The following is a 23,312-nucleotide window of genomic DNA, read 5'->3' on the forward strand; positions in this document are numbered from 1 at the left end:
GATGAAGGCCGACGAAATGTGGAAGGTGAGCACCGGCAAGGGGGTCAAGGTCGCGGTCATCGACTCGGGCGTCAACCCCAACACCTCCTCCTTGAAGGGACAGGTGCTCACCGCCGAGGTGCCGCAGACTGTGGCGTACGGTGCCACAAAAGACTACGACGGGCACGGAACCACCATGGCGGAACTGATCGCCGGTACGGGTGCGGGTGGTGGTCTGAAAGGCCTTGCGCCGGAAGCAAAGATCGTCCCCTACCGCATCGCGTTCGACGATCTGACGGGCAAGGCCGAGCGAACGAAGACCGCCAGCTCCGCTCAGGCAATCAAGGCCGCCGCTGACACCGATGTCAAGATCATCAGCATGTCCTTCGGTAGCCCCGGCAGCAGCCCGGAGGAGGAGGCGGCGGTCAAGTACGCCCAGTCCAAGGGCAAGCTGATGTTTGCCAGTGTGGGCAACGACGCACAGCGCAAAAGCCTCATCGGTTATCCAGCCGCGTACCCGTTTGTCGTAGGAATCGCGGCATCGGACGAGGACGGAAAGGCCGGTGACTTCTCGGAACACGGCAACTACGTCGATCTCGCCTCCCCCGGCCTGAACGTACCCTCCTGGTGCGACAACACCTTCCGCTCCTACTGCACCGGCCAAGGCACCAGCCAAGCCACCGCCATAGCCTCCGCCTCCGCCGCCCTCATCTGGTCGGCCCACCCCGACTGGACGGCGAACCAGGTGCTCGCCAGCCTGATCGACACCGCCGGGCGCGACTGGGCGAAGAACGACCCGAGCACCTACCTCGGGTACGGCCTCATCCGCCCCCGCAAGGTGCTGGAGAACAGCGGAATCAACCCCGGCGCGGCCGGCACCGACCCCCTCGCGAAAGAGAACGCGGCGGGCGTGACGAAGGCCGCCGACGCCTCCCCCTCCGCTTCCGCATCAACCTCGTCACAAGCGCCGCAGAACACTTCAGACGGCCCGGCGTCGACGACAGGATCAAGCTCGGAGTCGTCCGACAGCACCGCGATGTGGGTGGCACTCGGAGCCGCGGCGGTCCTGGTGCTCGGCGGCGGTGTCTTCGCGGTGATCCGCTCCCGGCGACGCGCATGACGGAGGCCGTGCGGTCTCGCACAACTGACCGCGCCCTAACGACAAACCCCAGCTCTCACGAAACGGAGTGCCGACATGGTCGACCGCAAGCTCAATGACGCAGACGTACAGAAGCTCCAGACCGAGGTCATCGACCGCTACGACAACATCCGGGGTTCCCTCGCGAAGCTGCAGGGCACGATCGACATGATCGAGAAGGCCTGGACGGGACAGGGCGCCCTGTCGTTCAACAAGAAGCAGACCGAGATCAACGGTCACATGGTCCAGATCGGCAAGATGCTCGACGACTTCCTCGAGGGCGTCCATATGACGAAGACCGACAAGCAGAACCTCGAAGACCAGATCACCGCCGACATGACCAAGATCTCGGTCGAGGACCTCGGCGGCAAGACCTCGGCGCTCAACAGCTACTGATAGCCCGGTCTGTGAAGTCCGGCTGAAATCTTCAAGGACAAGGAAACGAGGGAACAATGCCCGGAGCCCACTACGACGACCTTGCCGTCACGTACGGCACCATGGACGCGCTCGCCACCGAACTCGGAAACCAGGCCACGAAGCTCGAGGAGGACCTCGAGGCCCTGAGGAAGGCCGTGCTCGACGTGTCCGCGGGCTGGGGCGGCGAGGCGTTCAACGCCTTCCAGGGCAAGAGCGAGGAGTGGAACAGGCACGCCCGCGGCATCCACTCGGCCCTGGTCCAGATCTCCAAGCTGGTGCACTCTGCCGGCGGCGACTACCGCGGCGGCGACCTGAAGGGCGCCAGCTACTTCCAGTAGAGGCACGAGCCGCGCAGTACCGGGGTGGGCACACACGGGAGGTGCCCACCCTTACTGCTCTACGGCTGCGCACCGGACGACGTAGCAGCCGTCGGTACCCCGCAACCTGCCGCCTGTCCGCCGGCTCGCACGAGGGCCGGGAGAATTCTGGTTCCTTTCGGAAAGTCCTGGATCTATGCTTCGCGCGACACAGTGGAATATGACCGGCGGGTGTGACATTTGAAGTAGAAAGCCCCGCATTACTGTAGGTTCAGGGACGCCCGGAGAGCCCCGCCCGCAGCTCTCATTGGGTGCACCCCTGTGAATCGCCGACGGCAGCTGCGTATGCCTTTATAAGCTTGAGCATGTCCGCCGCCTTCGCTTTGTCGTGAGTCACCCTGATTGAAGCCCACAGTGGCGCGTGGGCCGCCTCGGCCTTGGCGCAGTCAACCTTGCCGACCGCTCCGGTCGCCGAGTAGATGTATCGCCCTTTGTCGCTCTGCGCGTCCTGCGGATCGACGGCGAGGGCGGACTGGGCGACATCGTTCGCTGTCGTCTCGTCTTCCCAGCGTTCGGTGCTGGCGGAAAGGACGGATTTGCCGTCGATATGAATACGGCAGCGCTTGGTGCTTCCCGAGGACTCCAGATGTTCCGTCAGCGTTTCCCCCTCCGGGAGAAGCGGCTTCAGCAGGTTCTGCGGAACGTCGATTCCGCAAAGCGACTCAGGGACTGTGTACTTCTTGTCGGACGACGAGCACGCGGCGGCCGACAGCAGAGCGGTCATCGCGGCGACACATGCGAGGGTGACGTGAGCCTTCGGCCGCGCGGCGTTGCGGTTCTTCTTCACAGGAGCCCTTTGCTCGGATAGTAAGAGACGCTCGGACAGCAGGCAGAGGAAGGAACCTTCGCGCCTATTCGGCTTGCCGCCGGGTTCCCGGGCGTTGGGGTCAGTCAGGGATCTCCGTCTCCATATCCTTCGCCATGCGGTGGCCTGCAGTGGACGCATCGTTGAAACCGTCGTTTGTGCCGACTCGCGTCCACTCCTCGACCTTTTCGGAATATGGCGAGTTGTGAGCATTAGCCGCAGCCAGAGCCGCGTTGTGACTCATTGCTGTATTGGCGTCCTTGGAGTTTTCCCAGCGTTCAGCGATGTCCGTCCCCAACTCTTTACGGAACTCGGGCTCGGAGTCCTTGAAGAACTGCTCCAACACGATGCTGGTCACGGTCCCGGCCGCGCCGCCGACGCCGGCACCCACAGCGGGGCTGGCGAGGAAGGATGTGCCCACACCGGTGAGGGTGCCGACTGTGCCGGCAATGAGATTTTTCTTCTGGTTCACGGCATTTCCGAAGTCGCCGTCTTGCGCAGCGGCTGGCCCCAGCACAGCTTCTTGACGAGCGATTGCGAGGGTGCCGCCGATCTCACCCGATCTGCGAGAGATCTCCTTGACGGTGTCCTCGGTGCTCTGGCCGTAGCGCTGGCCCTCAGGCAAGTCGGGGTTGAGGTGATAATCCATGAGGCTGGCCATGTAAGTTTTCTGGCTGACCTCGATCGCTGCATAGCCTTCCGGGTTCTGCCCCACTGTGATGAGGAAGCGGCTGACATCAGCGTGCTTTAGATCGGCGGCCACACCGGCGATCGGGAAGAGGCGCTCCACACTCGTATTGCCCTTAGGTGCGTCCGCTGTGGCCCGATTGATGTCCGGGAGGTATTCAGAGGCGATCTGGCCCATGCTGTCCGACATGTAGCTGTTGCTCGTGAGTCGTTCGCCGTTTTCCGCGATCGAGGCCACGATGTTCTCGAACAGCCTGGTCTGGCCCGCGTTGTGCGCAGGGGTGTCCGCCGTCGGCATCTCCCCCGCCGGATGCCCGGTAGTGGCCGCCTCCAGCGCCAGGGCGAGGTTGTTCCGCCCCGTTACGCTGTCCTCGCCCTTGTCGTCCCGGTCCTGAGGCCAGTCGCGCTCCTCGAAGAGGTAGTCGAAGTTGCTCAGGGCCCGGCGCCCCTGCTTGCCGTCGCCGTCCGTGTCGTGGGTGAAGTCGTGGTCCTCGTCCTTGGTGACGAAGGTGCCGTTGAAGAAGTCCGTGGCCGCGTCGGGGCTGTTGGACAGAGCCTTGAGGTAACCGGTCATCGGGTCCCAGCCCGAGTCGGTGCCGGTGCGGTTGAGGAGAGGGTCGCCGGCGGTACGGGACCAGGCGCCGTGACGGCCGTTGCCCGTGAACTTCTTCTCCGCCTCGATCAGCTTGTCGCCATAGTCGACGAGGAACCGGTCGTCGTAGTCGCCGTACCGCATCAAGTTGGACATGACCTGTCCGCCGAGCGGGAAGCCACCGCTGCGGCCGACCGGCTTGTCGACCGAGTCGATCATGTTGGATTTCCACGTGGTCATGTCGGCACTGTCGCTATGCGAAGCAGTGGCTAGCGTGAGGCTGAGATTCTTCTGCAGGTCGTCGAACTGGTTGCCCCGCGCCTGACTGACCTTCCAGGCGCTGTGCGGGTCGTTGATGCCTGTCCAGAAGTCCAGAGTGCCCTGCGCTCCCAGGCGCGTGGCAAAGCGCTCCGCGAACAGTGCGTCGTCGGCGTGGTCCTTCAGCCCCGTGTTGAGCCGGTCGAACTCCGCGGGCGACAGGTCCTCGAGCTTCTGCTTCGCCAGCTCCGCCAGTTCGTCGGCGTCCTTCAGTGCCTTGGCCGCAGAGTCCCGGTCCGAGTAGTCGACGTCCGAGAAACCCAGCTTGCTATGGTCAGCGATGGCCGTCAGCACCTTGCCGGCCGTGGTGTCGCTCTCGGTAGCCTTGTCCAGAATCCCCTGGATCTCGTCGCGAAGCGCGGTGATCTCGCCCGCGTTGTCCTTGTTCTGCCGGGCGCGGCCCTCCGGCGGGAGGTTCGACGTGACCGTGAATCCGCCCTCGTAGCCGATCACCGTCAGGTTCTTCGAGCGGCCGCGCTCAATGGCGTCGTCGAGCTGGCCTTTGTACTTCTTCAGCTCGTCCCGGGTGTCCTTGAGGATCTTGTAAATGGACGAGGCCTGGCTGTGCGCGTCCCTGAACTCACCGGCCGTCTTGCCGATGAACTCCTTTGAAACGGTGGCGTTGAAACCCGCCCAGTTGGCCTTGTTCGCGGCACCGCGGAGACCCTTGTCGGCGGCGTCCATCAGCGTATTCAGGTCGTCGACCATCGTGGACCAGTCGTCGACGGCGTCATCGAGCAGGCCGAAGTCGATGTTCCTGAGGGCGTCGAGATCCATCAGTCCTTCTTGCCCTTCTCGTCGTTCTTCTCGCCGTATACCGGGTTTGGCTTGCCGGGGTTGCCGACGCGCTCGTCGAAGCCTGCGTCCAGCAGCTCGATGCTGCTCATCTGGCGGCGGATGTAATGGTCGTCACCGGCGTGCAGCTTCTTTGTGACGGTCATGTGGTTCGAGATGTGGGCGCATGCGTCCCTGAGGGAGCCCAATTGTTCGTCCCAGCGGAGCGCCACGTGCTGCAGAGCCCCGCCTAGGGCAAACCCGGCGGTGCTGAGTTTTCCGGCGGCGTTCTCGCTGGTGGGTACCGCCCGGCGCCCCTTGTTCCAGAGATCTTCGTACAGCTCGAACGCGTGGCTGCCGATGTTCGCCAGATCGGACTGACTCACCTTGAGCTCGCCGTATTGTCCGGGATCGGGTGCTGGGCGCACCGGTCCGCTGCCGGGGTCCAGCTGGTTCAGCCGCATGTGGGGAGCACCGCTCCCGGCCGCCTCCGCCTTCAGCTGTTCCCATTCGTCCCAGGCCATGCGTGAATCCCTTCCCCCGTGTCCCCGTTAAGCCCCATCCGTGACAGGCGGTTCCGACAAGCTGCTGACAGGGCAGATCCATGAACTCGTTCGGAGCAAGTTCACGGATGTCACCCTACTTTCCGCGCATCACGGGTCCGTGGCTCGGCAGGGTCGACCGTGCCCCCGCGGATCCACCCCGCCGTCGTCTCACATGTGCGTGGCCTGCTGAAACGTCCATATGGCGAGGCCCACCATGAACGCCGCACAGAGAACGCCACAACTTGCTTCGACCGGTACTCCGCGTTTGACGGCTCGTTCGCCTCCGGATCCCGGAACCGTTTCGCCTGGAACCGCCACCACAGTGCCCGCTGGTCGGCCGCGCCGAGTCCGGCGAGTGCCCCGGCCAACACAAGCAGGAATATCCCGACACCGACCATCACTAGGCCCCTTCCGGTGCCAAACCCACCTGGATCAACGGCTTCCCCCGCCGCCGCGACACGAAGACCCCCCGCCCCGCGGGCATGGGTCGCGGTCGGACCCCGCCGAGGAGGTCGCCTTCTCCGGGGTCGCCCGCCAGCACCACACCCTGAGCGCCGAGTTCCTTGATGCGCTGCATGAAGCCCTCGTAGGAAGCCCGGCCCGCGCCGGCCGTGGAGCGCGCGATGATGAAGCGCACGCCGACGTCCCGGGAGAAGGGCAGCATCTCCGTGAGCCCCGCCAGAGGGTTGCCGCTGGACGTCGCCACGAGGTCGTAGTCGTCGATGACGACGAACACCGTCGGCCCCTGCCACCAACTGCGGTCCCGCAGCTGCCGTGCCGTCACGTCCGCGGTCGGAGTGCGGCGCTGCATCAGGTTGGCCAGCGCGGACATGTGATGGTCCATGGAGTTGGACATCGGGATGTACTCGGCCAGGTGCGAGGACGGTGTGACGTCCAGCAGCGAGCGGCGGTTGTCGACCACGAACAGCTTGCACTCGTCGCCGGAGTAGCGTTCCGTCAGCTGCTTGATGAGCAGGCGCAGCAGGTTGGACTTGCCCGATTCGCTCTCACCGAAGACGAGGAAGAACGGGTCGGTCTCGAAGTCCACGAAGACCGGCTCGAGATTGTTCTCGTCGAGGGCGAAGGCGACGCCCTGCCGGGGGAGACGGTCGCCGGCCGGCAGGTCCGAGGCCGGGAACACCCGGGGCAGTAGCCGGACTTCCGGAGCCGGCGGCGCCTGCCAGTGGCGGGTCACCTCCGTCGCCAACGCCTGCGTGGCGTCTGCGAGGTCCGTGTCCGAGGCGAGCCCGTCGATCCGCGGCACCGCCGCCATGAAGTGCAGCTTCTGCGGGGTCTGACCGCGGCCGGGCACGCCCGTGGGGACGTTCGCGGCGACCTTGCGGTCCAGCTCGGAGTCCATGGTGTCGCCGAGCCGCAGCTCCAGGCGGTTCATCAGGTGGTCCTTCATGTTCGCCCGGACCTCCATCGAGCGGGAGGCCGTCACGACGACGTGGATGCCGTAACCCAGGCCCCGGGCCGCCATCTCCAGGACGATCGGCTCCAGCGCGTCGTAGTCCGTGCGGAAGTTGCCCCAGCCGTCGATGACCAGGAAGACGTCGCCCCAGGGCTGGTCGGAGACCGAGATCTCGCCTCGGGCCCGCCGCGCCCGGAAGTCCCCGATCGAGGCGATGCCCGCCGAACGGAAGTACTCCTCCCGGCGGGTCATCACGCCGTACACCTCGGCGACCGTGCGCCGCACGCGTTCCGGGTCCAGCCGCGAGGCCACCCCGCCCACATGCGGCAGCCCGGCCACCGACGCCATGCCGCCACCGCCGAAGTCGAGACCGTAGAACTGGACCTCGTACGGCGTATGGGTCAGCGCGAAGGAGCAGATCAGCGCCCGCAGCAGGGTCGACTTGCCGGACTGCGGGCCGCCGAGGATCTGCATGTGGCCGGCCGCGCCGGAGAAGTCCACCCAGAGGGCGTCGCGGCGCTGCTCGTAGGGCTTGTCGACGAGACCGACCGGCACGACCAGACGGCCCGCGCCCTCGTAGCCCGGCTGCGTCAGACCCCGGCCCGGCACCGCGGCGAGTCCCGGCAGCAGAGCGTCCAGCGACGGCGGGCTGTCCAGCGGCGGCAGCCACACCTGGTGCGCCGACGGGCCCTGCGCCTCCAGACGGCGCACGATCACGTCCAGCACCGTGTCCGCAAGGGCCTCGTCGATCTCGGGATCCCCCTGGGCGGTCCGCGGTTGGGGCACCTGCGCGTACCGCACCGGCACCTCGGCCGCGGTGAACAGCACCGGCCGCCGGTCCACCGGCAGCGGGCCCGACCCCGCCGCCGCCCGCTGCGGGCCCGAACGGTAGACGCCGGAGACGTAGGCAGCCTTGAACCGGAGCATCTCGTCCGTGCCGAACTTCAGGAACCCGGAACCCGGCACGTTCGGCAGCTCGTAGGCGTCGGGGACGCCCAGCGCGGCACGCGACTCCGCCGCGGAGAACGTCCGCAGACCGATGCGGTACGACAGGTAGGTCTCCAGTCCGCGCAGCCGGCCCTCCTCCAAGCGCTGCGAGGCCAGCAGCAGGTGCACGCCGAGCGAGCGGCCGATACGGCCGATCTGGACGAACATCTCGATGAAGTCCGGCTTGGCCGTCAGCAGCTCGCTGAACTCGTCGATCACCAGGACGAGTGACGGGATCGGCTGGAGCGGGGCCCCCGCCGCCCGTGCCTTCTCGTAGTCGTGGATGTTGGCGTAGTTGCCCGCGTCCCGGAGCATCTCCTGGCGGCGGTTGAGCTCGCCGCGGATGGAGTCGCCCATCCGGTCGACCAGGGTCAGGTCGTCCGCCAGGTTGGTGATGACGGCCGCGACATGCGGCATCTGCGCCATTCCCGCGAAGGTCGCGCCGCCCTTGAAGTCGGCGAGGACGAAGTTCAGGGTCTCCGAGGAGTGAGTGACCGCCAGGCCGAGCACCAGGGTGCGCAGCAGCTCCGACTTGCCGGAGCCGGTCGCACCCACGCACAGACCGTGCGGGCCCATGCCCTCCTGCGCCGCCTCCTTGAGGTCGAGCATGACGGGCCGGCCGTCCTCCCCGACGCCGATGGGCACCCGCAGCCGCTCCGCCAACGACCGTGGGCGCCAGGTGCGCCGGGGGTCTACGGAGGCCGCGTCGCCGAGGTTCAGCAGATCGGTGAACTCCAGCTTCGCCAGCAGCGGTTCGTCGTCGTCCCCGCCGGAAGCCATGCGCAGGGGCGCGAGTTGACGCGCGAGCACCTCCGCGGACTCGTACGACAGGACGTCGGGCGTCCCCTCGTAGACCATGCCGTGCCCCGACTCCAGGCGCAGCGCTCCGGGCTGTACGGCGATGTTCAACTCGCCGCTGACCGTGGTCGGTTCACCGGGAACGATCTCGAGGACCGTCACGCCCTGGAGGCCCTCGGGGTTGGCCAGGTGCGAGTCCGGGGGGAGCGAGAGGCCGTCGAGCAGAACGACGATGTGCGGCTCGTCCGGCAGCGGCGTGGCATGGGGATGGAAGCGGGGACGGCCGGTGAGCCGGGGGGCGATCAGGTTCTCCAGCTCGCGTGGGTCGGTGCCGATCAGCCGACGGCTGCCGGCGCCGTCCATGGAGTCCGGCGACTGCGCGTGCGGCAGCCACTTCGCCCACTCCCAGTGCGCCAGTTCCTCCCGGCCCGCGGCGACGACGAGGACCAGGTCCTCAGGGGAGTGCAGCGCGGCCAGCGACCCCGCCAAGGCGCGGGCACAGGCCCGTACGGACTGCGACTCGCCGCTGAGGGTCACGTGATAGAAGGCGCGCAGCGAGACGGCCATCGGCAGGTCCTCCACCGTGCCGTGGACGGCGAGGAAGCGCTGCAGGGCGCCCGCGGTGAGCGGCTCCAACTGCTGGACGGGCCCGGTCTCGGGCGCGAGCAGTGGTGTGGCGAGTCCCTGGGGGCCGAGACCGATACGGACCTGGGCGAAGTCGTCGTCACCCGGACGCCGTTCCCACACCCGGCTGCCCTCGGCGACCAGCGCCCACAGCTGCTCCGGGGAGGGGTGGAGATAGTACTGCGCGTCCCGCTGTGCCCTCGCGGTGTCCAGCGTCGTACGGCGGGTCTGCGCCAGGTAACCCAGATAGTCACGGCGCAGGTCCGCCAGTTGTCCCTGGGAGCCGCGGCGGAAGCGCACCACCATCGCGATCGACATGGCGATCGTCGAGGCGATCATGACCATGCCCATGATCCTCATGAACGGTTGCCCGCTCGTGAAGAAGAAGACGACCGACCCGCCCATGCCGAGGGTGGGCAGGAGTTGCATCAGCACGCTCTCCTGATGACCCCGCGGCAGTTCCGGCGGGGGCTGAACCGCGATCTCGCCCGTGGGCACCTCGGACGGCAGCGACCGGGCAGGGCGCTTCACGACGATGTGGCTCACTGCTCACCAATCCCCAAGCGGCCCCGGGAAAGTAATCGTCCGCCACCCCGTGTCAGGCGGACGCAGGCCGCCGCGCGATCCTACTGACTTCGCGCACGACCAGGGGAAGGTAGGGTGCCGGATGTTCGCGTGAGCACAGTTGACGCAGGCCGTGCGGCCCCGCACGGTTCGGCCTGGTCACAGCACGTTCCGACGCTCCGCGGCCGCTCGACGACGACTGTTTCGCCGCCCAGCCGGATTGCATCGGTCCCGCGGGGCACGAACCGGCGTGCACGACCTTCACACCGCCGACGCGAAACCATCACTGAGGGGGAGCAGCAGGTGAGCATCACGGCCTCCGCGGCAGCCACCGGAGGGGGACAGGGAACAGGCGCCTCCGGCACAGGCCTCGGCTTCTGCCGGGTCACGATCGTCGCGCCCGACAGCAGGATCGACGTGGCACTGCCCGACGACGTCCCCGTCGTCGACCTGTACCCCGAGATCCTCAGGCTCTCCCGGCAGAGTCCGGCCGAGGGCGCCCCGGTCGGCTACCACCTGGTCCGCCGGGACGGAAGGGTGCTCGACGGCTCGCGCTCCTTCGCGGCCCAGCACATCCTCGACGGCGAACTCCTCACGCTGCGCCCGTTTTCCGAGTCACTGCCTCCGGCCGTCCACGACGACGTGTCCGAGGTGATCGCCTCAGCAGTGACGCGCGAGCACACCCTGTGGAGCGGCGACCTGACCCGTGCGGCCGGCCTCGTCGGCGGGGGAGTCCTGCCGGCACTGCTCGCCTTCGTCGCCTGGATGGGCGACCCGCGCCACGACATGCACTCCCTGCCCGGAGTCCTCGCCGCGGTCACCGGCGTTCTCCTGGTCGCCCTCGCCTGCGTACGGGCACGCGTCTACGACGACCGAGCCTCGACCATCGCCCTCGGGCTCGGCGCGCTGCCGAACGTGGGCGTGGCCGGTTCGGGACTCCTTCCGCTCGCCGACGGCCAAGGCATCGGCAAGCTTCAGTTCCTGCTCGCCTGCGCGGCGGTGCTGCTCGCCACGGTGATCCTCACCTTCTGCTCCCCGGGCGGCGACGCGCCGTTCGTCGCAGGCGTCGTGGCCTCCGGCGTCGCCCTGGCGGCGGTGTTCGCGGCGATCCTCGCGCACTGGTCGCCGGCCGAGACCGCTGCCCTGTGCGCGCCTGTCGCCGTGGGCGCACTCGCCTTCCTTCCCGGCCTGTCCATGCGCTTCGCCCGGCTGCCCATCGGGTTCGACGCCCCGGACACCGCTCCACGCAGTGCGTACGGCACCGACCCGGCCCCGCAGGAGCCGGTCGACGTCGAGCGGATCACCGCTCAGGCCCGTCGCGGCCACGAACTGCTCGTCGGCCTGGTCGGAGGCTGCGCCGTGCTCGCGGTCGGCTCCAGTGCGGTCCTCGGCTTCTCGGACGGTCTCTGGGCCCAACTGCTCGCGCTGGCCGTGGGGATCGCGCTGCTGATGCGGGCCGGTCTCTTCCGGTACACCGCCCAGGTCGCCCCGCTCCTGGCCGCGGGACTGGGCTCGCTCGTCCTGCTGGGGCTGGGGCTGGCGCTCAACCCGCCCCGGCCGGCCTTCCGCGACGCCCTCACCGGCGACCACACCGACCTCGACGTCCGCACGATCTGGCTGGTCGCCGCCATCGCGGTCGCGTCCGCGCTCATCACCGCGATCGGCCTGATCGCATCGAGGGGCGGCCCCACCCCGTTCTGGGGGCGCTTCATGGAGATCGCCGAGGGCTTCGTCCTGCTGACCCTGGTGCCGTTGGCACTGGCCGTCTTCGACGTCTACGCGTCCGTCCGGTCCATGACCGGCTGACCGCGGTCGTCAGAAGGGCGGCGCGGACAGAAACCGCCGCCGACCCACCGACGCAACAGGGCGGGCAAGCCGGTGCGCAGCCCGGCCTCCCGCCCTGTCTGCGTCACTTCTGGGCGTCCAGCCCCCCGTTGTGCGGCGCCGGTTCAAGGTCGAACTCCCCGTCGCGTGCGCCCAGGACGAAGGCGCGCCACTCCGCCTCCGTGTAGCGCAGCACCGTCTCCGGGTCGAGCGACGACCGCATCGCCACGGCGCCCTCGGGAAGGTACGCGATCTCCACGCGCTCCTCGTGCTGCTCCGTGCCCGGTGCGCACGTCCATTCGACGCCTGAGATGTCGAGCGCGTACAGCTCGTCGCGCTCCCTCTCCTTGCGGGCCTTGACGTCCTCGTTCACTTCCTCCGCCATGGCGAAGCGACCCCTTCCCGGCATGTGGGTGATCCAGCAGCCGAGCCTAACGGCGGCGTCCGCCCCGGCGGCGGGATTCGCAGGCCGCGGCCAGGGCGGTCCCTGCCTGCTGGTACGCTGTCTGTCGGCCGTTTGTGTACGCACCCCCGGAGCCCTCGGCACTGGAGGACGCGCCCAGCGGATCCCCGCCTCCCGAGTAACGGAAGCTCCCCCGAGACAAAGACCGGGGGCACTCGGTGGCCATTTCAGAGACTACGAGGAGTACGCGTGCCGCTCGACGCCGCTACCAAGAAGCAGATCATCACCGAGTTCGGTACCAAGGAGGGCGACACCGGCTCCCCCGAGGTCCAGGTCGCGATGCTCTCGCGCCGTATCTCGGACCTGACCGAGCACCTCAAGACCCACAAGCACGACCACCACTCCCGCCGGGGTCTGCTGATCCTCGTCGGTCAGCGCCGTCGCCTGCTGCAGTACCTGGCGAAGAAGGACATCCAGCGCTTCCGTGCGCTGGTCGACCGCCTCGGCATCCGCCGCGGTGCGGCCGGCGCCAAGTAAGACGCCGTGAAGGGAGCGGTTCCCGTGACGATCGGGGGCCGCTCCCTTTGCCGTACACACGGTCGTACGAACACAGCGGTCCACGCAGCCGTACGCACGCACCCGTCGGACGGAAACATGCGGAGTGTCACTCGCGCTTTGTAGTGTGGTAGCACAACGCAATACGGACGACACACACGACGACACATGAGGAGGAGCGCACCGCGCCGCCGCCGGTCCTCGGTAGTGGCCCCCGGGCGACGAGCCCCGGGTGCTTCGATCGAAGACCGGCCCGCACCAGACGGAGCGCTTCTCCGCCACGGTCCCCCCGCCACACGGGCGGACGGGACGAAAGACGACAAGTAACGGAGAAAACGCTAGTGGAGAACGAGACCCACTACGCCGAGGCCGTCATCGACAACGGCGCCTTCGGTACCCGCACCATCCGCTTCGAGACGGGCCGCCTGGCCAAGCAGGCCGCCGGCTCCGCCGTGGCCTACCTGGACGACGACACCATGGTGCTGTCGGCCACCACCGCCTCCAAGAACCCCAAGGACCAGCTCGACTTCTTCCCCCTGACGGTGGACGTCGAGGAGCGGATGTACGCCGCCGGCAAGATCCCCGGCAGCTTCTTCCGCCGTGAGGGCCGCCCCTCCGAGGACGCCATCCTCACCTGCCGCCTCATCGACCGCCCGCTGCGCCCGTCCTTCAAGAAGGGCCTGCGCAACGAGATCCAGGTCGTCGCCACCATCATGGCGCTCAACCCCGACCACCTGTACGACGTCGTCGCGATCAACGCCGCGTCCGCGTCCACGCAGCTGGCCGGTCTGCCCTTCTCCGGCCCGATCGGCGGCGTCCGCGTCGCGCTGATCCGCGGCCAGTGGGTGGCCTTCCCGACGCACACCGAGCTCGAGGACGCCGTCTTCGACATGGTCGTCGCGGGCCGCGTCCTGGAGGACGGCGACGTCGCGATCATGATGGTCGAGGCCGAGGCCACCGAGAAGACGATCCAGCTGGTCAAGGGCGGCTCCGAGGCCCCCACCGAGGAGATCGTCGCCGCCGGCCTCGAGGCCGCGAAGCCCTTCATCAAGGTCCTCTGCAAGGCGCAGGCCGACCTCGCCGCCAAGGCCGCCAAGCCCACCGGCGAGTTCCCGATCTTCCTCGACTACCAGGACGACGTCCTGGAGGCGCTGACCGCCGCCGTCAAGCCGGAGCTCGCCTCCGCGCTGACCATCGCCGGCAAGCAGGAGCGCGAGGCCGAGCTGGACCGCGTCAAGGCGCTCGCCGCCGAGAAGCTCCTGCCCCAGTTCGAGGGCCGCGAGAAGGAGATCTCCGCCGCGTACCGCTCGCTGACCAAGACCCTGGTCCGTGAGCGCGTCATCAAGGAGAAGAAGCGCATCGACGGCCGCGGTGTCACCGACATCCGCACCCTGGCCGCCGAGGTCGAGGCCATCCCGCGCGTGCACGGCTCCGCGGTGTTCGAGCGTGGCGAGACCCAGATCCTGGGCGTCACCACCCTCAACATGCTCCGCATGGAGCAGCAGCTGGACACCCTCTCCCCGGTGACCCGCAAGCGCTACATGCACAACTACAACTTCCCGCCGTACTCCACGGGCGAGACCGGCCGCGTCGGCTCCCCCAAGCGCCGCGAGATCGGCCACGGCGCCCTCGCCGAGCGCGCCCTCGTGCCCGTCCTGCCGACCCGCGAGGAGTTCCCCTACGCGATCCGCCAGGTCTCCGAGGCGCTCAGCTCCAACGGCTCGACGTCCATGGGCTCGGTCTGCGCCTCCACCATGTCGCTGCTGAACGCCGGTGTGCCGCTGAAGGCCCCCGTCGCCGGTATCGCCATGGGCCTGATCTCCCAGGAGATCGACGGCGAGACGCACTACGTCACCCTCACCGACATCCTCGGTGCGGAGGACGCCTTCGGCGACATGGACTTCAAGGTCGCCGGCACCAAGGAGTTCGTCACCGCCCTCCAGCTCGACACCAAGCTGGACGGCATCCCCGCCTCCGTCCTGGCCGCCGCCCTCAAGCAGGCCCGTGACGCCCGCCTCCACATCCTCGACGTGATGATGGAAGCGATCGACACGCCGGACGAGATGTCCCCCAACGCGCCGCGGATCATCACCGTGAAGATCCCGGTCGACAAGATCGGCGAGGTCATCGGCCCGAAGGGCAAGATGATCAACCAGATCCAGGAGGACACCGGCGCCGAGATCACGATCGAGGACGACGGCACCATCTACATCGGCGCCGCCGACGGTCCGGCCGCCGAGGCCGCCCGCGCCACGATCAACGGCATCGCCAACCCGACCATGCCGGAGGTCGGCGAGCGCTACCTGGGCACGGTCGTCAAGACGACCACGTTCGGCGCGTTCGTGTCGCTGCTGCCGGGCAAGGACGGTCTGCTGCACATCTCGCAGATCCGCAAGCTCGCCGGCGGCAAGCGCGTGGAGAACGTCGAGGACGTCGTCGGCGTGGGCCAGAAGGTCCAGGTCGAGATCGCCGAGATCGACTCCCGCGGCAAGCTCTCCCTCATCCCCGTGATCGAGGGCGAGGACGAAGCAGCCTCTGACGACAAGAAGGACGACGCCGACCAGTGACGTCCCACGGCTCCAAGGCGACGGCCCGCACCTCCACCAAGGCGCGGGCCGTCGCCCGTACCCAAACCCTCATCAAGGGCGACGACGGCATCGGCACGGTCCGCAAGACCACCCTCCCGGGCGGCCTGCGCATCGTCACCGAGACGCTCCCCTCGGTGCGCTCCGGGACCTTCGGCATCTGGGCGCACGTCGGCTCCCGCGACGAGACGCCCGCGCTGAACGGCGCCACGCACTACCTGGAGCACCTGCTCTTCAAGGGCACCTCCCGCCGCAGCGCCCTGGACATCTCCGCCGCAGTGGACGCCGTCGGCGGCGAGATGAACGCGTTCACGGCCAAGGAGTACACGTGCTACTACGCGCGCGTGCTCGACGCCGACCTGCCGCTCGCCATAGACGTCGTCTGCGACATGCTCACCGGCTCGCTGATCCGCGAGGAGGACGTCGACGTCGAGCGCGGCGCGATCCTCGAGGAGATCGCGATGACCGAGGACGACCCCGGCGACTGCGTGCACGACCTGTTCGCGTACACGATGTTCGGCGACAACCCTCTCGGCCGCCCCGTCCTCGGCACCGTCGACACGGTCAACGCCCTCACCGCCGACCGCATCCGCCGCTTCTACAAGAAGCACTACGACCCCACCCACCTCGTGGTCGCGGCGGCCGGCAACGTCGACCACAACAAGGTCGTACGCCAGGTCCGCGCCGCCTTCGAGAAGGCCGGCGCCCTCTCAGACGTCGACGCCGCCCCCGTCGCCCCCCGCGACGGACGGCGAGCCCTGCGCACCGCCGGCCGCGTGGAGCTGATCGGCCGCAAGACCGAGCAGGCCCACGTCGTCCTCGGCATGCCCGGCCTCGCCCGCACCGACGACCGGCGCTGGGCGCTGGGCGTCCTGAACACCGCGCTCGGCGGAGGCATGTCCTCGCGCCTCTTCCAGGAGGTCCGCGAGAAGCGCGGCCTGGCCTACAGCGTGTACTCGTACACCTCCGGCTTCGCCGACTGCGGCCTGTTCGGTGTGTACGCCGGATGCCGGCCCAGCCAGGTGCACGACGTGCTGAAGATCTGCCGCGACGAACTCGACCACGTCGCCGAGCACGGCCTGTCCGACGACGAGATCGCCCGCGCCATCGGCCAGCTCCGGGGCTCCACTGTGCTCGGCCTGGAGGACACCGGTGCGCTCATGAACCGCATCGGCAAGAGTGAGCTGTGCTGGGGCGAGCAGTTGTCCGTCGACGAGATGCTGACCCGGATAGCGGCCGTCACCCCGGACGAGGTCCGCGCGGTGGCCCGCGACGTCCTGGGGCGGCGCCCCTCGCTGTCGGTCATCGGCCCGCTCAAGGACAAGCAGGCCTCCCGTCTGCACGAGGCCGTGGCCTGACACCCCGCTCCGGCCACGGCGGACATCCTCGGAAGTCACCTTCGGTAAGGAAGCAAGACATGAGCAAGCTGCGCGTGGCGGTCCTCGGCGCACAGGGCCGCATCGGTTCCGAGGCGGTCCGGGCGGTCGAGGCCGCCGAGGACATGGAGCTGGTGGCCGCCCTGAGCCGGGGCGACAAACTGGAGACCCTGGCGGAGACCGGCGCCCAGGTAGCCGTCGAACTGACGACCCCGGGCTCGGTCATGGGCAATCTCGACTTCTGCGTACGGCACGGCATCCACGCCGTGGTCGGCACCACGGGCTGGACCGACGAGCGCCTCGCGCAGCTCAAGGGCTGGCTGGCGCAGTCCCCGGAGACCGGTGTGCTCATCGCGCCGAACTTCTCCATCGGCGCCGTGCTGACCATGAAGTTCGCGCAGATCGCCGCACCCTGGTTCGAGTCGGTCGAGGTCGTGGAGCTGCACCATCCGAACAAGGTGGACGCCCCCTCCGGCACCGCCACGCGCACCGCCCAGCTCATCGCCGAGGCCCGCCGCGCCGCCGGCTCCGCCCCCGCCCCCGACGCCACCACCACCGCCCTGGACGGCGCCCGCGGCGCGGACGTCGACGGCGTCCCCGTCCACGCCGTGCGGCTGCGCGGCCTCCTCGCCCACCAGGAGGTGCTGCTGGGCGGCGAGGGCGAGACCCTGACCGTCCGGCACGACTCCCTGCACCACACCAGTTTCATGCCCGGCATCCTGCTGGGCGCCCGCCGGGTGGTGTCGACCCCGGGCCTCACCTTCGGCCTGGAACACTTCCTCGACCTGAACTGAGTCAAACCGTCATGCGCGCCAAGCTCTCCTACGCCCTCACGGCCGCCGTCCTCGTCTTCTACTTCGTCCTGGTCGGCAGCCGCGGCGTCATGCTCATCCGGGCCGGCACGCTGCTGACCGTCACGTTCGGGGTGGCGGTGCTGATCCTGCCGCTCATCGGCGTGTGGTTCCTGTGGAAGAACACCCAGTTCGTCCGCAGGGCCAACCAGCTCGCCGCCGAACTCGACGCCGAGGGCGGTCTGCCCGTCGACGAGCTGGAGCGCACCCCCAGCGGCCGCATCGACCGCGACTCCGCCGACGCGGTGTTCGCCCGCCGCAAGGCCGAGACCGAGGACGCCCCCGACGACTGGCGCAGCTGGTTCCGCCTCGCCGTCGCCTACCACGACGCCCGTGACACCCCGCGGGCCCGCAAGGCGATGCAACGGGCGATCACGCTGCACCAGGCGTCACGCTGACGCACAGCAGCCCGACCGTCCCGACGCACACAAGCGGCGGGCCCGGCCCACGTCGATGACGCCGGCCGGGCCCGCCGCCTGCCCGTGGAGACCCTCAGACAGAGCCTAGGGCTGCCGGTACTCGTCGGCCCATGCCTCGACCGTGTCCGCCGCCCGGTCGAACGCCTCGATCCGCCCCAGGAAGTCCGCCCCGTGCGTGGTCAGCAACGGCACGGCGTCCTGCGGGGACCCGTCCCGCCGTACGAGCGTCAGGGCCTGGCCCTGCAGCGTCCGCGGCAGCCCCAGCCAGCGCACCGGCTGCTGCACGGTGCGCACGGACGCGACCTGGTTCCAGGTCACCGTGCGGGTCACGAAGAACCTCACGTGCCGCAGCCCGCGCTCGCTCACCCACACGCCCATCCGCAGCAGCCGCAGCGCGGCGGTGATCACCAGCAGCGAGAGGCCGAACACCGTACCGGCCTCGCTCGGCGAGCCGGTCAGCGCGATCACCACCGCGGCGAGCAGCACGTACGAGGCGATCAGCAGACTCAGCGCGGCCACGGCGACCCGCCAGGGTCCGGGACGGTAGGGGCGCCGCCAGCGCTCACGGTCCTCGAAGGGCAACGCGACGTCGTCCGCTGCCTCGGATGCGCGGTCGGCCGTCAGGAAGGGCAGGGGCACGGCTGGTCCTCACTCGATCCATGCTGGGGCTGTGCCCGGTGAGGTTATCCGCCTGTGTCCCCGCTCACCACCTGCGGGGGGCCGGACGGTGTCAGCGCCCCTCGGAGGTCTGCGAGGCCTGGGACTGCTGGGACGGTGCGGTGTGGTCCAGGCTCAGCGCCGGCATCCCGATGACCAGGGAGCCCACCAGCGCGGCCACGATGGTGACCGCCATGAGCCAGCGCCCGGCTATCTGTCCGGCGGAGGACGGCTCGGGCGGCGGAGGGGCCACGTTACTGCGGAACGTGTCGGCTTCGGCGACGAAGGCGAAGGGAACGGGCTCGCGCCGACGGGACATGGTGGGTTCTTCCTCCCTGGGTAGACGAACTGCGTGACCGAGTGGACGCCGCCACCGATGACGAGTGGACGCTGCCACTGATTCAGACGAGCGGGTGCCCGAAAAGGTGCCCCATGTCACGAGATTTCCGGGAAAAAATTCTTGCGGCGGGCCGTCGGCCGCCCGAGTGCCCCGGCCCGCCCGCCCGCCCCGGACCCCCGTAGAGTTGGCGCCGCTCGCAAGCCGCCTCTGCAACGCCCCTGGAAGGACCTCCGCACCGTGACCGACAGGCCCGCCGACGACACCAAGATCCACACTCGCAGCGACGTCACCGTCGAGCTGGTCAAGCACAGCGCGTCCGACTCCGACGTGCTGTGGGCCGCCCGTGTCTCCACCGCCGGCGAGCAGTCCCTGGACGAGCTGCAGAAGGACCCGGAGCGCTCGAAGGGCCTGATCAACTACCTGATGCGGGACCGCCACGGCAGCCCCTTCGAGCACAACTCGATGACCTTCTTCATCAGCGCCCCGATCTTCGTCTTCCGCGAGTTCATGCGGCACCGCGTGGGCTGGTCCTACAACGAGGAGAGCGGCCGCTACCGCGAGCTCCAGCCCGTCTTCTACGTCCCCGACGCCTCCCGCAAGCTCGTCCAGCAGGGCCGTCCCGGCAAGTACGTCTTCGTCGAGGGCACCGAGGACCAGCAGGAGCTCGTGGCCCGCACCATGGAGGACTCCTACCGGCAGGCCTACGAGGCCTACCAGGAGATGCTCGCCGCCGGCGTCGCCCGCGAGGTCGCCCGCGCGGTGCTCCCCGTAGGCCTGTTCTCCTCGATGTACGCCACCTGCAACGCGCGCTCCCTGATGCACTTCCTCGGCCTGCGCACCCAGCACGAGCTGGCGAAGGTCCCGTCCTTCCCGCAGCGGGAGATCGAGATGGTGGGCGAGCGGATGGAGGCCGAGTGGGCGAGGCTCATGCCCCTCACTCACGCCGCTTTCAACGCCAACGGCCGTGTCGCCCCTTGACCGCCTCGCAGCGGGAGACGTATGTGCGGATCAGCCGCGCGAAGTGTCCGTATTGCGGCATTTAGAGAAGTTCATCTAGCCTGATCAAACGGACCCGGCACTGCTTGAACCCCCGAGCAGGCAGTGCCGGGCTCCACATTTGTCCCGACTTGCCGCCTGCCCCGAGGGCAGACCCCGCTCTGAGCAACGAGTAGCGTGTTACCCATGGCTCCGACCTCCACTCCGCAGACCCCCTTCGGGCGGGTCCTCACCGCCATGGTCACGCCGTTCACGGCGGACGGCGCACTAGACCTCGACGGCGCTCAGCGGCTCGCCACCCACCTGGTGGACGCAGGCAACGACGGCCTGATCGTCAACGGCACCACCGGCGAGTCCCCCACGACCACCGACGCGGAGAAAGCGGACCTGGTACGAGCCGTCCTGGAGGCCGTCGGAGACCGGGCCCACATCGTGGCCGGCGTCGGCACCAACGACACCCACCACAGCATCCAGCTGGCGCGCGCGGCGCAGCAGGCGGGCGCACACGGCCTCCTGGTCGTCACCCCGTACTACAACAAGCCCCCGCAAGAGGGCCTCTACCGCCACTTCACGACCGTCGCCGACGCCACCGAGCTGCCGGTCATGCTCTACGACATCCCCGGCCGCAGCGGTGTCCCGATCAACACCGAGACGCTCGTCCGCCTCGCCGCCCACCCGCGTATCGTCGCCAACAAGGACGCCAAGGGCGACCTCGGGCGCGCCAGCTGGGCCATCGCCCAGTCCGGCCTCGCCTGGTACTCCGGCGACGACATGCTCAACCTGCCGCTGCTCTCCGTCGGCGCGGTCGGCTTCGTCTCGGTCGTCGGCCATGTCGTCACCCCGGACCTGCGCGCCCTCGTCGACGCCTTCTCCGCCGGCGACGTCCAGAAGGCCACGGAGATCCACCAGAAGCTGCTCCCCGTCTACACCGGCATGTTCCGCACCCAGGGCGTCATGACCACGAAGGCCGCGCTCGCCCTCCAGGGCCTGCCCGCCGGCCCGCTGCGGGCGCCCCTGGTGGGACTCACCGCGGAAGAGACCGAGCAGCTCAAGATCGATCTTGCCGCGGGCGGGGTACAGCTCTGACATCGGACTTCACAACTGAACACCGCACAACTGAATACGGCAGGCCACCGGTGCCTGCACATCACAACGACAACTGCTTCTGCACGAACGTCATACGCGCCACGTGCCCACCGGTACGTGGCGCGCATGGTTGAGGAGAGTCTTTTGAGTCATCCGCACCCCGAACTGGGCCCGCCCCCGCCGCTTCCCGAAGGGGGTCTGCGGGTCACCCCGCTCGGCGGCCTCGGCGAGATCGGCCGCAACATGACGGTCATGGAGTACGGCGGCCGTCTTCTGATCGTCGACTGCGGAGTGCTCTTCCCCGAGGAGGAGCAGCCCGGAATCGACCTGATCCTGCCGGACTTCTCGTCCATCCGGGACCGCCTCGACGCCGTCGAGGGCATCGTCCTCACCCACGGCCACGAGGACCACATCGGCGCCGTCCCCTACCTCCTCCGGGAGAAGCCGGACATCCCGCTGATCGGCTCCAAGCTGACCCTCGCCCTGATCGAGGCCAAGCTCCAGGAGCACCGCATCCGCCCCTACACCCTCGAGGTGGCCGAGGGGAACCGCGAGCGCATCGGTCCGTTCGACTGCGAGTTCATCGCAGTCAACCACTCCATCCCGGACGCCCTCGCCGTGGCCGTGCGCACGCCGGCCGGCATGGTGGTCCACACCGGCGACTTCAAGATGGACCAGCTTCCGCTGGACAACCGCCTCACGGACCTGCACGCGTTCGCACGACTGAGCGAAGAGGGCATCGACCTGCTTCTCTCCGACTCGACGAACGCCGAGGTCCCCGGGTTCGTCCCGCCGGAGCGGGAGATCTCCAACGTCCTGCGCCAGGTCTTCGCGAACGCCCGGAAGCGGATCATCGTGGCGAGCTTCGCGAGCCATGTCCACCGCATCCAGCAGATCCTGGACGCGGCGCACGAGTACGGCCGCAGGGTCGCCTTCGTCGGCCGCTCGATGGTCCGCAACATGGGCATCGCCCGGGACCTCGGCTATCTGAAGATCCCGCCGGGCCTGGTCGTCGACGTCAGGAGCCTGGACGACCTGCCGGACCACGAGGTGGTCCTGGTCTGCACGGGTTCCCAGGGCGAACCGATGGCCGCCCTGTCCCGGATGGCCAACCGCGACCACCAGATCCGCATCGTCGACGGCGACACGGTGATCCTGGCGTCCTCGCTCATCCCCGGCAACGAGAACGCGGTCTACCGCGTGATCAACGGCCTGACGCGCTGGGGCGCGAACGTCGTCCACAAGGGCAACGCCAAGGTGCACGTCTCGGGCCACGCGTCCGCGGGCGAGCTCCTGTACTTCTACAACATCTGCCGGCCGAAGAACCTGATGCCGGTCCACGGCGAGTGGCGCCATCTGCGGGCCAACGCCGAGCTGGGCGCCATGACCGGCGTTCCGCACGACCGCATCGTCATCGCCGAGGACGGCGTCGTCGTCGACCTCATCGAGGGCAAGGCAAAGATCGCGGGCAAGGTCCAGGCGGGGTACGTGTACGTCGACGGCCTCTCGGTCGGCGACGTGGGTGAGCCCGCCCTGAAGGACCGGAAGATCCTGGGCGACGAGGGCATCATCTCCGTCTTCGTGGTGATGGACTCCTCGACCGGCAAGATCACCGGTGGTCCGCACGTCCAGGCCCGCGGTTCGGGCATCGAGGACTCGGCCTTCGCGGACGTCATCCCGAAGATCACCGAAGTCCTGGAGCGCTCGGCTCAGGACGGCGTGGTGGAACCCCACCAGCTGCAGCAGCTCATCCGCCGCACCTTGGGCAAGTGGGTCTCGGACTCCTACCGGCGCCGGCCGATGATCCTCCCGGTCGTCGTGGAGGTCTGACGGACCGTCGGGTCCGCCAACGGCCCTCAGGGCGCGTGCACCTGGAGCGGAGCTCCTCGATTTGCATCGGGGCGCTCCGCTCCAGTACGTTTACGGCTCCGCCTGAACGGGAACCCAGCCGCCTCGCGTGTCTGGACCACTCCCCGGAGGGGCCGGGAAATCCGACTCAGAACTTCTGATAAAGTCGGAACCGCCGGAAAGGAAACCGCGAAACAAAAGCGGGAACCTGGAAAGCACCGAGGAAATCGGATCGGAAAAAGATCTGATAGAGTCGGGAACGCAAGACCGAAGGGAAGCGCCCGGAGGAAAGCCTGAGAGAGTCTCTCGGGTGAGTACAAAGGAAGCGTCCGTTCCTTGAGAACTCAACAGCG

General features: G+C 68.5%; 19 protein-coding genes. 12 read left to right on the forward strand and 7 right to left on the reverse strand.

The annotated features are described in order from the left end of the window. Position 1 precedes the first annotated feature (1 nt). From ACIOC0_RS38655 to ACIOC0_RS38665, 3 genes are all read left to right on the forward strand, one after another. Positions 2 to 1,099, forward strand: a complete 1,098-nt coding sequence (locus tag ACIOC0_RS38655; RefSeq protein ID WP_402161533.1) for a S8 family serine peptidase — start codon at positions 2 to 4, stop codon at positions 1,097 to 1,099. Between the two features lie 75 nt (positions 1,100 to 1,174). After that, positions 1,175 to 1,513: a WXG100 family type VII secretion target gene (locus ACIOC0_RS38660; RefSeq protein ID WP_402161535.1), complete on the forward strand. Its 339-nt coding sequence runs from the start codon at positions 1,175 to 1,177 to the stop codon at positions 1,511 to 1,513. A gap of 56 nt (positions 1,514 to 1,569) precedes the next feature. After that, positions 1,570 to 1,872 carry a WXG100 family type VII secretion target gene (locus ACIOC0_RS38665; protein WP_402161538.1) on the forward strand — a complete coding sequence of 101 codons (303 nt, stop codon included), beginning with the start codon at positions 1,570 to 1,572 and terminating at the stop codon, positions 1,870 to 1,872. A gap of 283 nt (positions 1,873 to 2,155) precedes the next feature. On the opposite strand, the gene ACIOC0_RS38670 is transcribed toward ACIOC0_RS38665, so the two are convergent. The 4 genes from ACIOC0_RS38670 to eccCa all read right to left on the reverse strand — a co-directional run bounded on the left by ACIOC0_RS38670 (position 2,156) and on the right by eccCa (position 10,001). After that, on the reverse strand, positions 2,156 to 2,698 hold the full coding sequence (locus ACIOC0_RS38670; protein WP_402161540.1) for a hypothetical protein: 543 nt from the start codon (positions 2,696 to 2,698) through the stop codon (positions 2,156 to 2,158). A 100-nt stretch (positions 2,699 to 2,798) separates the two neighbouring features. Continuing rightward, positions 2,799 to 5,090, reverse strand: coding sequence for a DUF6571 family protein (locus ACIOC0_RS38675; protein ID WP_402161543.1), 2,292 nt, complete (start codon positions 5,088 to 5,090; stop codon positions 2,799 to 2,801). Beyond that, positions 5,090 to 5,611, reverse strand: coding sequence for a hypothetical protein (locus ACIOC0_RS38680; protein ID WP_402161545.1), 522 nt, complete (start codon positions 5,609 to 5,611; stop codon positions 5,090 to 5,092). The genes ACIOC0_RS38675 and ACIOC0_RS38680 overlap by 1 nt, the downstream gene beginning before the upstream one ends. A 421-nt stretch (positions 5,612 to 6,032) precedes the next feature. Continuing rightward, positions 6,033 to 10,001 (reverse strand): type VII secretion protein EccCa, encoded by a 3,969-nt coding sequence (gene eccCa / locus ACIOC0_RS38685; RefSeq protein ID WP_402161547.1) that lies wholly within the window; start codon positions 9,999 to 10,001, stop codon positions 6,033 to 6,035. A gap of 321 nt (positions 10,002 to 10,322) precedes the next feature. Between eccCa and eccD the strand changes: the two genes are divergently transcribed. After that, positions 10,323 to 11,825 (forward strand): type VII secretion integral membrane protein EccD, encoded by a 1,503-nt coding sequence (gene eccD / locus ACIOC0_RS38690; protein WP_402161549.1) that lies wholly within the window; start codon positions 10,323 to 10,325, stop codon positions 11,823 to 11,825. Positions 11,826 to 11,928: 103 nt separating this feature from the next. Here the strand turns inward: eccD and ACIOC0_RS38695 are convergent, their stop codons facing one another. Continuing rightward, complete coding sequence (locus tag ACIOC0_RS38695) at positions 11,929 to 12,228, reverse strand: DUF397 domain-containing protein (protein WP_352252956.1); 300 nt, start codon at positions 12,226 to 12,228, stop codon at positions 11,929 to 11,931. Positions 12,229 to 12,495: 267 nt separating this feature from the next. Between ACIOC0_RS38695 and rpsO the strand changes: the two genes are divergently transcribed. The 5 genes from rpsO (at position 12,496) to ACIOC0_RS38720 (ending at position 18,011) form a co-directional block, all read left to right on the forward strand. After that, complete coding sequence (gene rpsO / locus ACIOC0_RS38700) at positions 12,496 to 12,783, forward strand: 30S ribosomal protein S15 (RefSeq protein ID WP_130444864.1); 288 nt, start codon at positions 12,496 to 12,498, stop codon at positions 12,781 to 12,783. Between the two features lie 359 nt (positions 12,784 to 13,142). Continuing rightward, a complete protein-coding gene (locus tag ACIOC0_RS38705) occupies positions 13,143 to 15,368 on the forward strand; it encodes a polyribonucleotide nucleotidyltransferase (RefSeq protein ID WP_402161552.1) in 2,226 nt (741 codons plus the stop codon). Next, positions 15,365 to 16,744, forward strand: a complete 1,380-nt coding sequence (locus ACIOC0_RS38710; protein ID WP_402161554.1) for a M16 family metallopeptidase — start codon at positions 15,365 to 15,367, stop codon at positions 16,742 to 16,744. Before ACIOC0_RS38705 ends, ACIOC0_RS38710 begins: the two co-directional genes overlap by 4 nt. Positions 16,745 to 16,803: 59 nt before the next feature. Then, the gene (gene dapB / locus ACIOC0_RS38715; protein ID WP_351096078.1) at positions 16,804 to 17,556 is read left to right on the forward strand and encodes a 4-hydroxy-tetrahydrodipicolinate reductase; all 753 of its coding nucleotides are present in this window, start codon (positions 16,804 to 16,806) and stop codon (positions 17,554 to 17,556) included. An 11-nt stretch (positions 17,557 to 17,567) separates the two neighbouring features. After that, positions 17,568 to 18,011, forward strand: coding sequence for a hypothetical protein (locus tag ACIOC0_RS38720; RefSeq protein WP_402161557.1), 444 nt, complete (start codon positions 17,568 to 17,570; stop codon positions 18,009 to 18,011). A 105-nt stretch (positions 18,012 to 18,116) separates the two neighbouring features. Here ACIOC0_RS38720 and ACIOC0_RS38725 read toward each other — a convergent pair whose 3' ends face one another. Further along, complete coding sequence (locus ACIOC0_RS38725) at positions 18,117 to 18,671, reverse strand: hypothetical protein (RefSeq protein ID WP_402161560.1); 555 nt, start codon at positions 18,669 to 18,671, stop codon at positions 18,117 to 18,119. Between the two features lie 91 nt (positions 18,672 to 18,762). Next, positions 18,763 to 19,008: a hypothetical protein gene (locus ACIOC0_RS38730; protein WP_402161562.1), complete on the reverse strand. Its 246-nt coding sequence runs from the start codon at positions 19,006 to 19,008 to the stop codon at positions 18,763 to 18,765. A gap of 258 nt (positions 19,009 to 19,266) precedes the next feature. Between ACIOC0_RS38730 and thyX the strand changes: the two genes are divergently transcribed. The 3 genes from thyX (at position 19,267) to ACIOC0_RS38745 (ending at position 22,941) form a co-directional block, all read left to right on the forward strand. Beyond that, a complete protein-coding gene (thyX, locus tag ACIOC0_RS38735; RefSeq protein WP_402161565.1) occupies positions 19,267 to 20,007 on the forward strand; it encodes an FAD-dependent thymidylate synthase in 741 nt (246 codons plus the stop codon). 204 nt (positions 20,008 to 20,211) lie between these two features. Beyond that, positions 20,212 to 21,111: a 4-hydroxy-tetrahydrodipicolinate synthase gene (gene dapA, locus ACIOC0_RS38740; protein WP_402161567.1), complete on the forward strand. Its 900-nt coding sequence runs from the start codon at positions 20,212 to 20,214 to the stop codon at positions 21,109 to 21,111. A gap of 144 nt (positions 21,112 to 21,255) precedes the next feature. Continuing rightward, positions 21,256 to 22,941 (forward strand): ribonuclease J, encoded by a 1,686-nt coding sequence (locus ACIOC0_RS38745; protein WP_351096088.1) that lies wholly within the window; start codon positions 21,256 to 21,258, stop codon positions 22,939 to 22,941. Positions 22,942 to 23,312: the final 371 nt, after the last annotated feature.

Source organism: Streptomyces sp. NPDC088254, assembly GCF_044740925.1.
Taxonomy (GTDB): domain Bacteria; phylum Actinomycetota; class Actinomycetes; order Streptomycetales; family Streptomycetaceae; genus Streptomyces.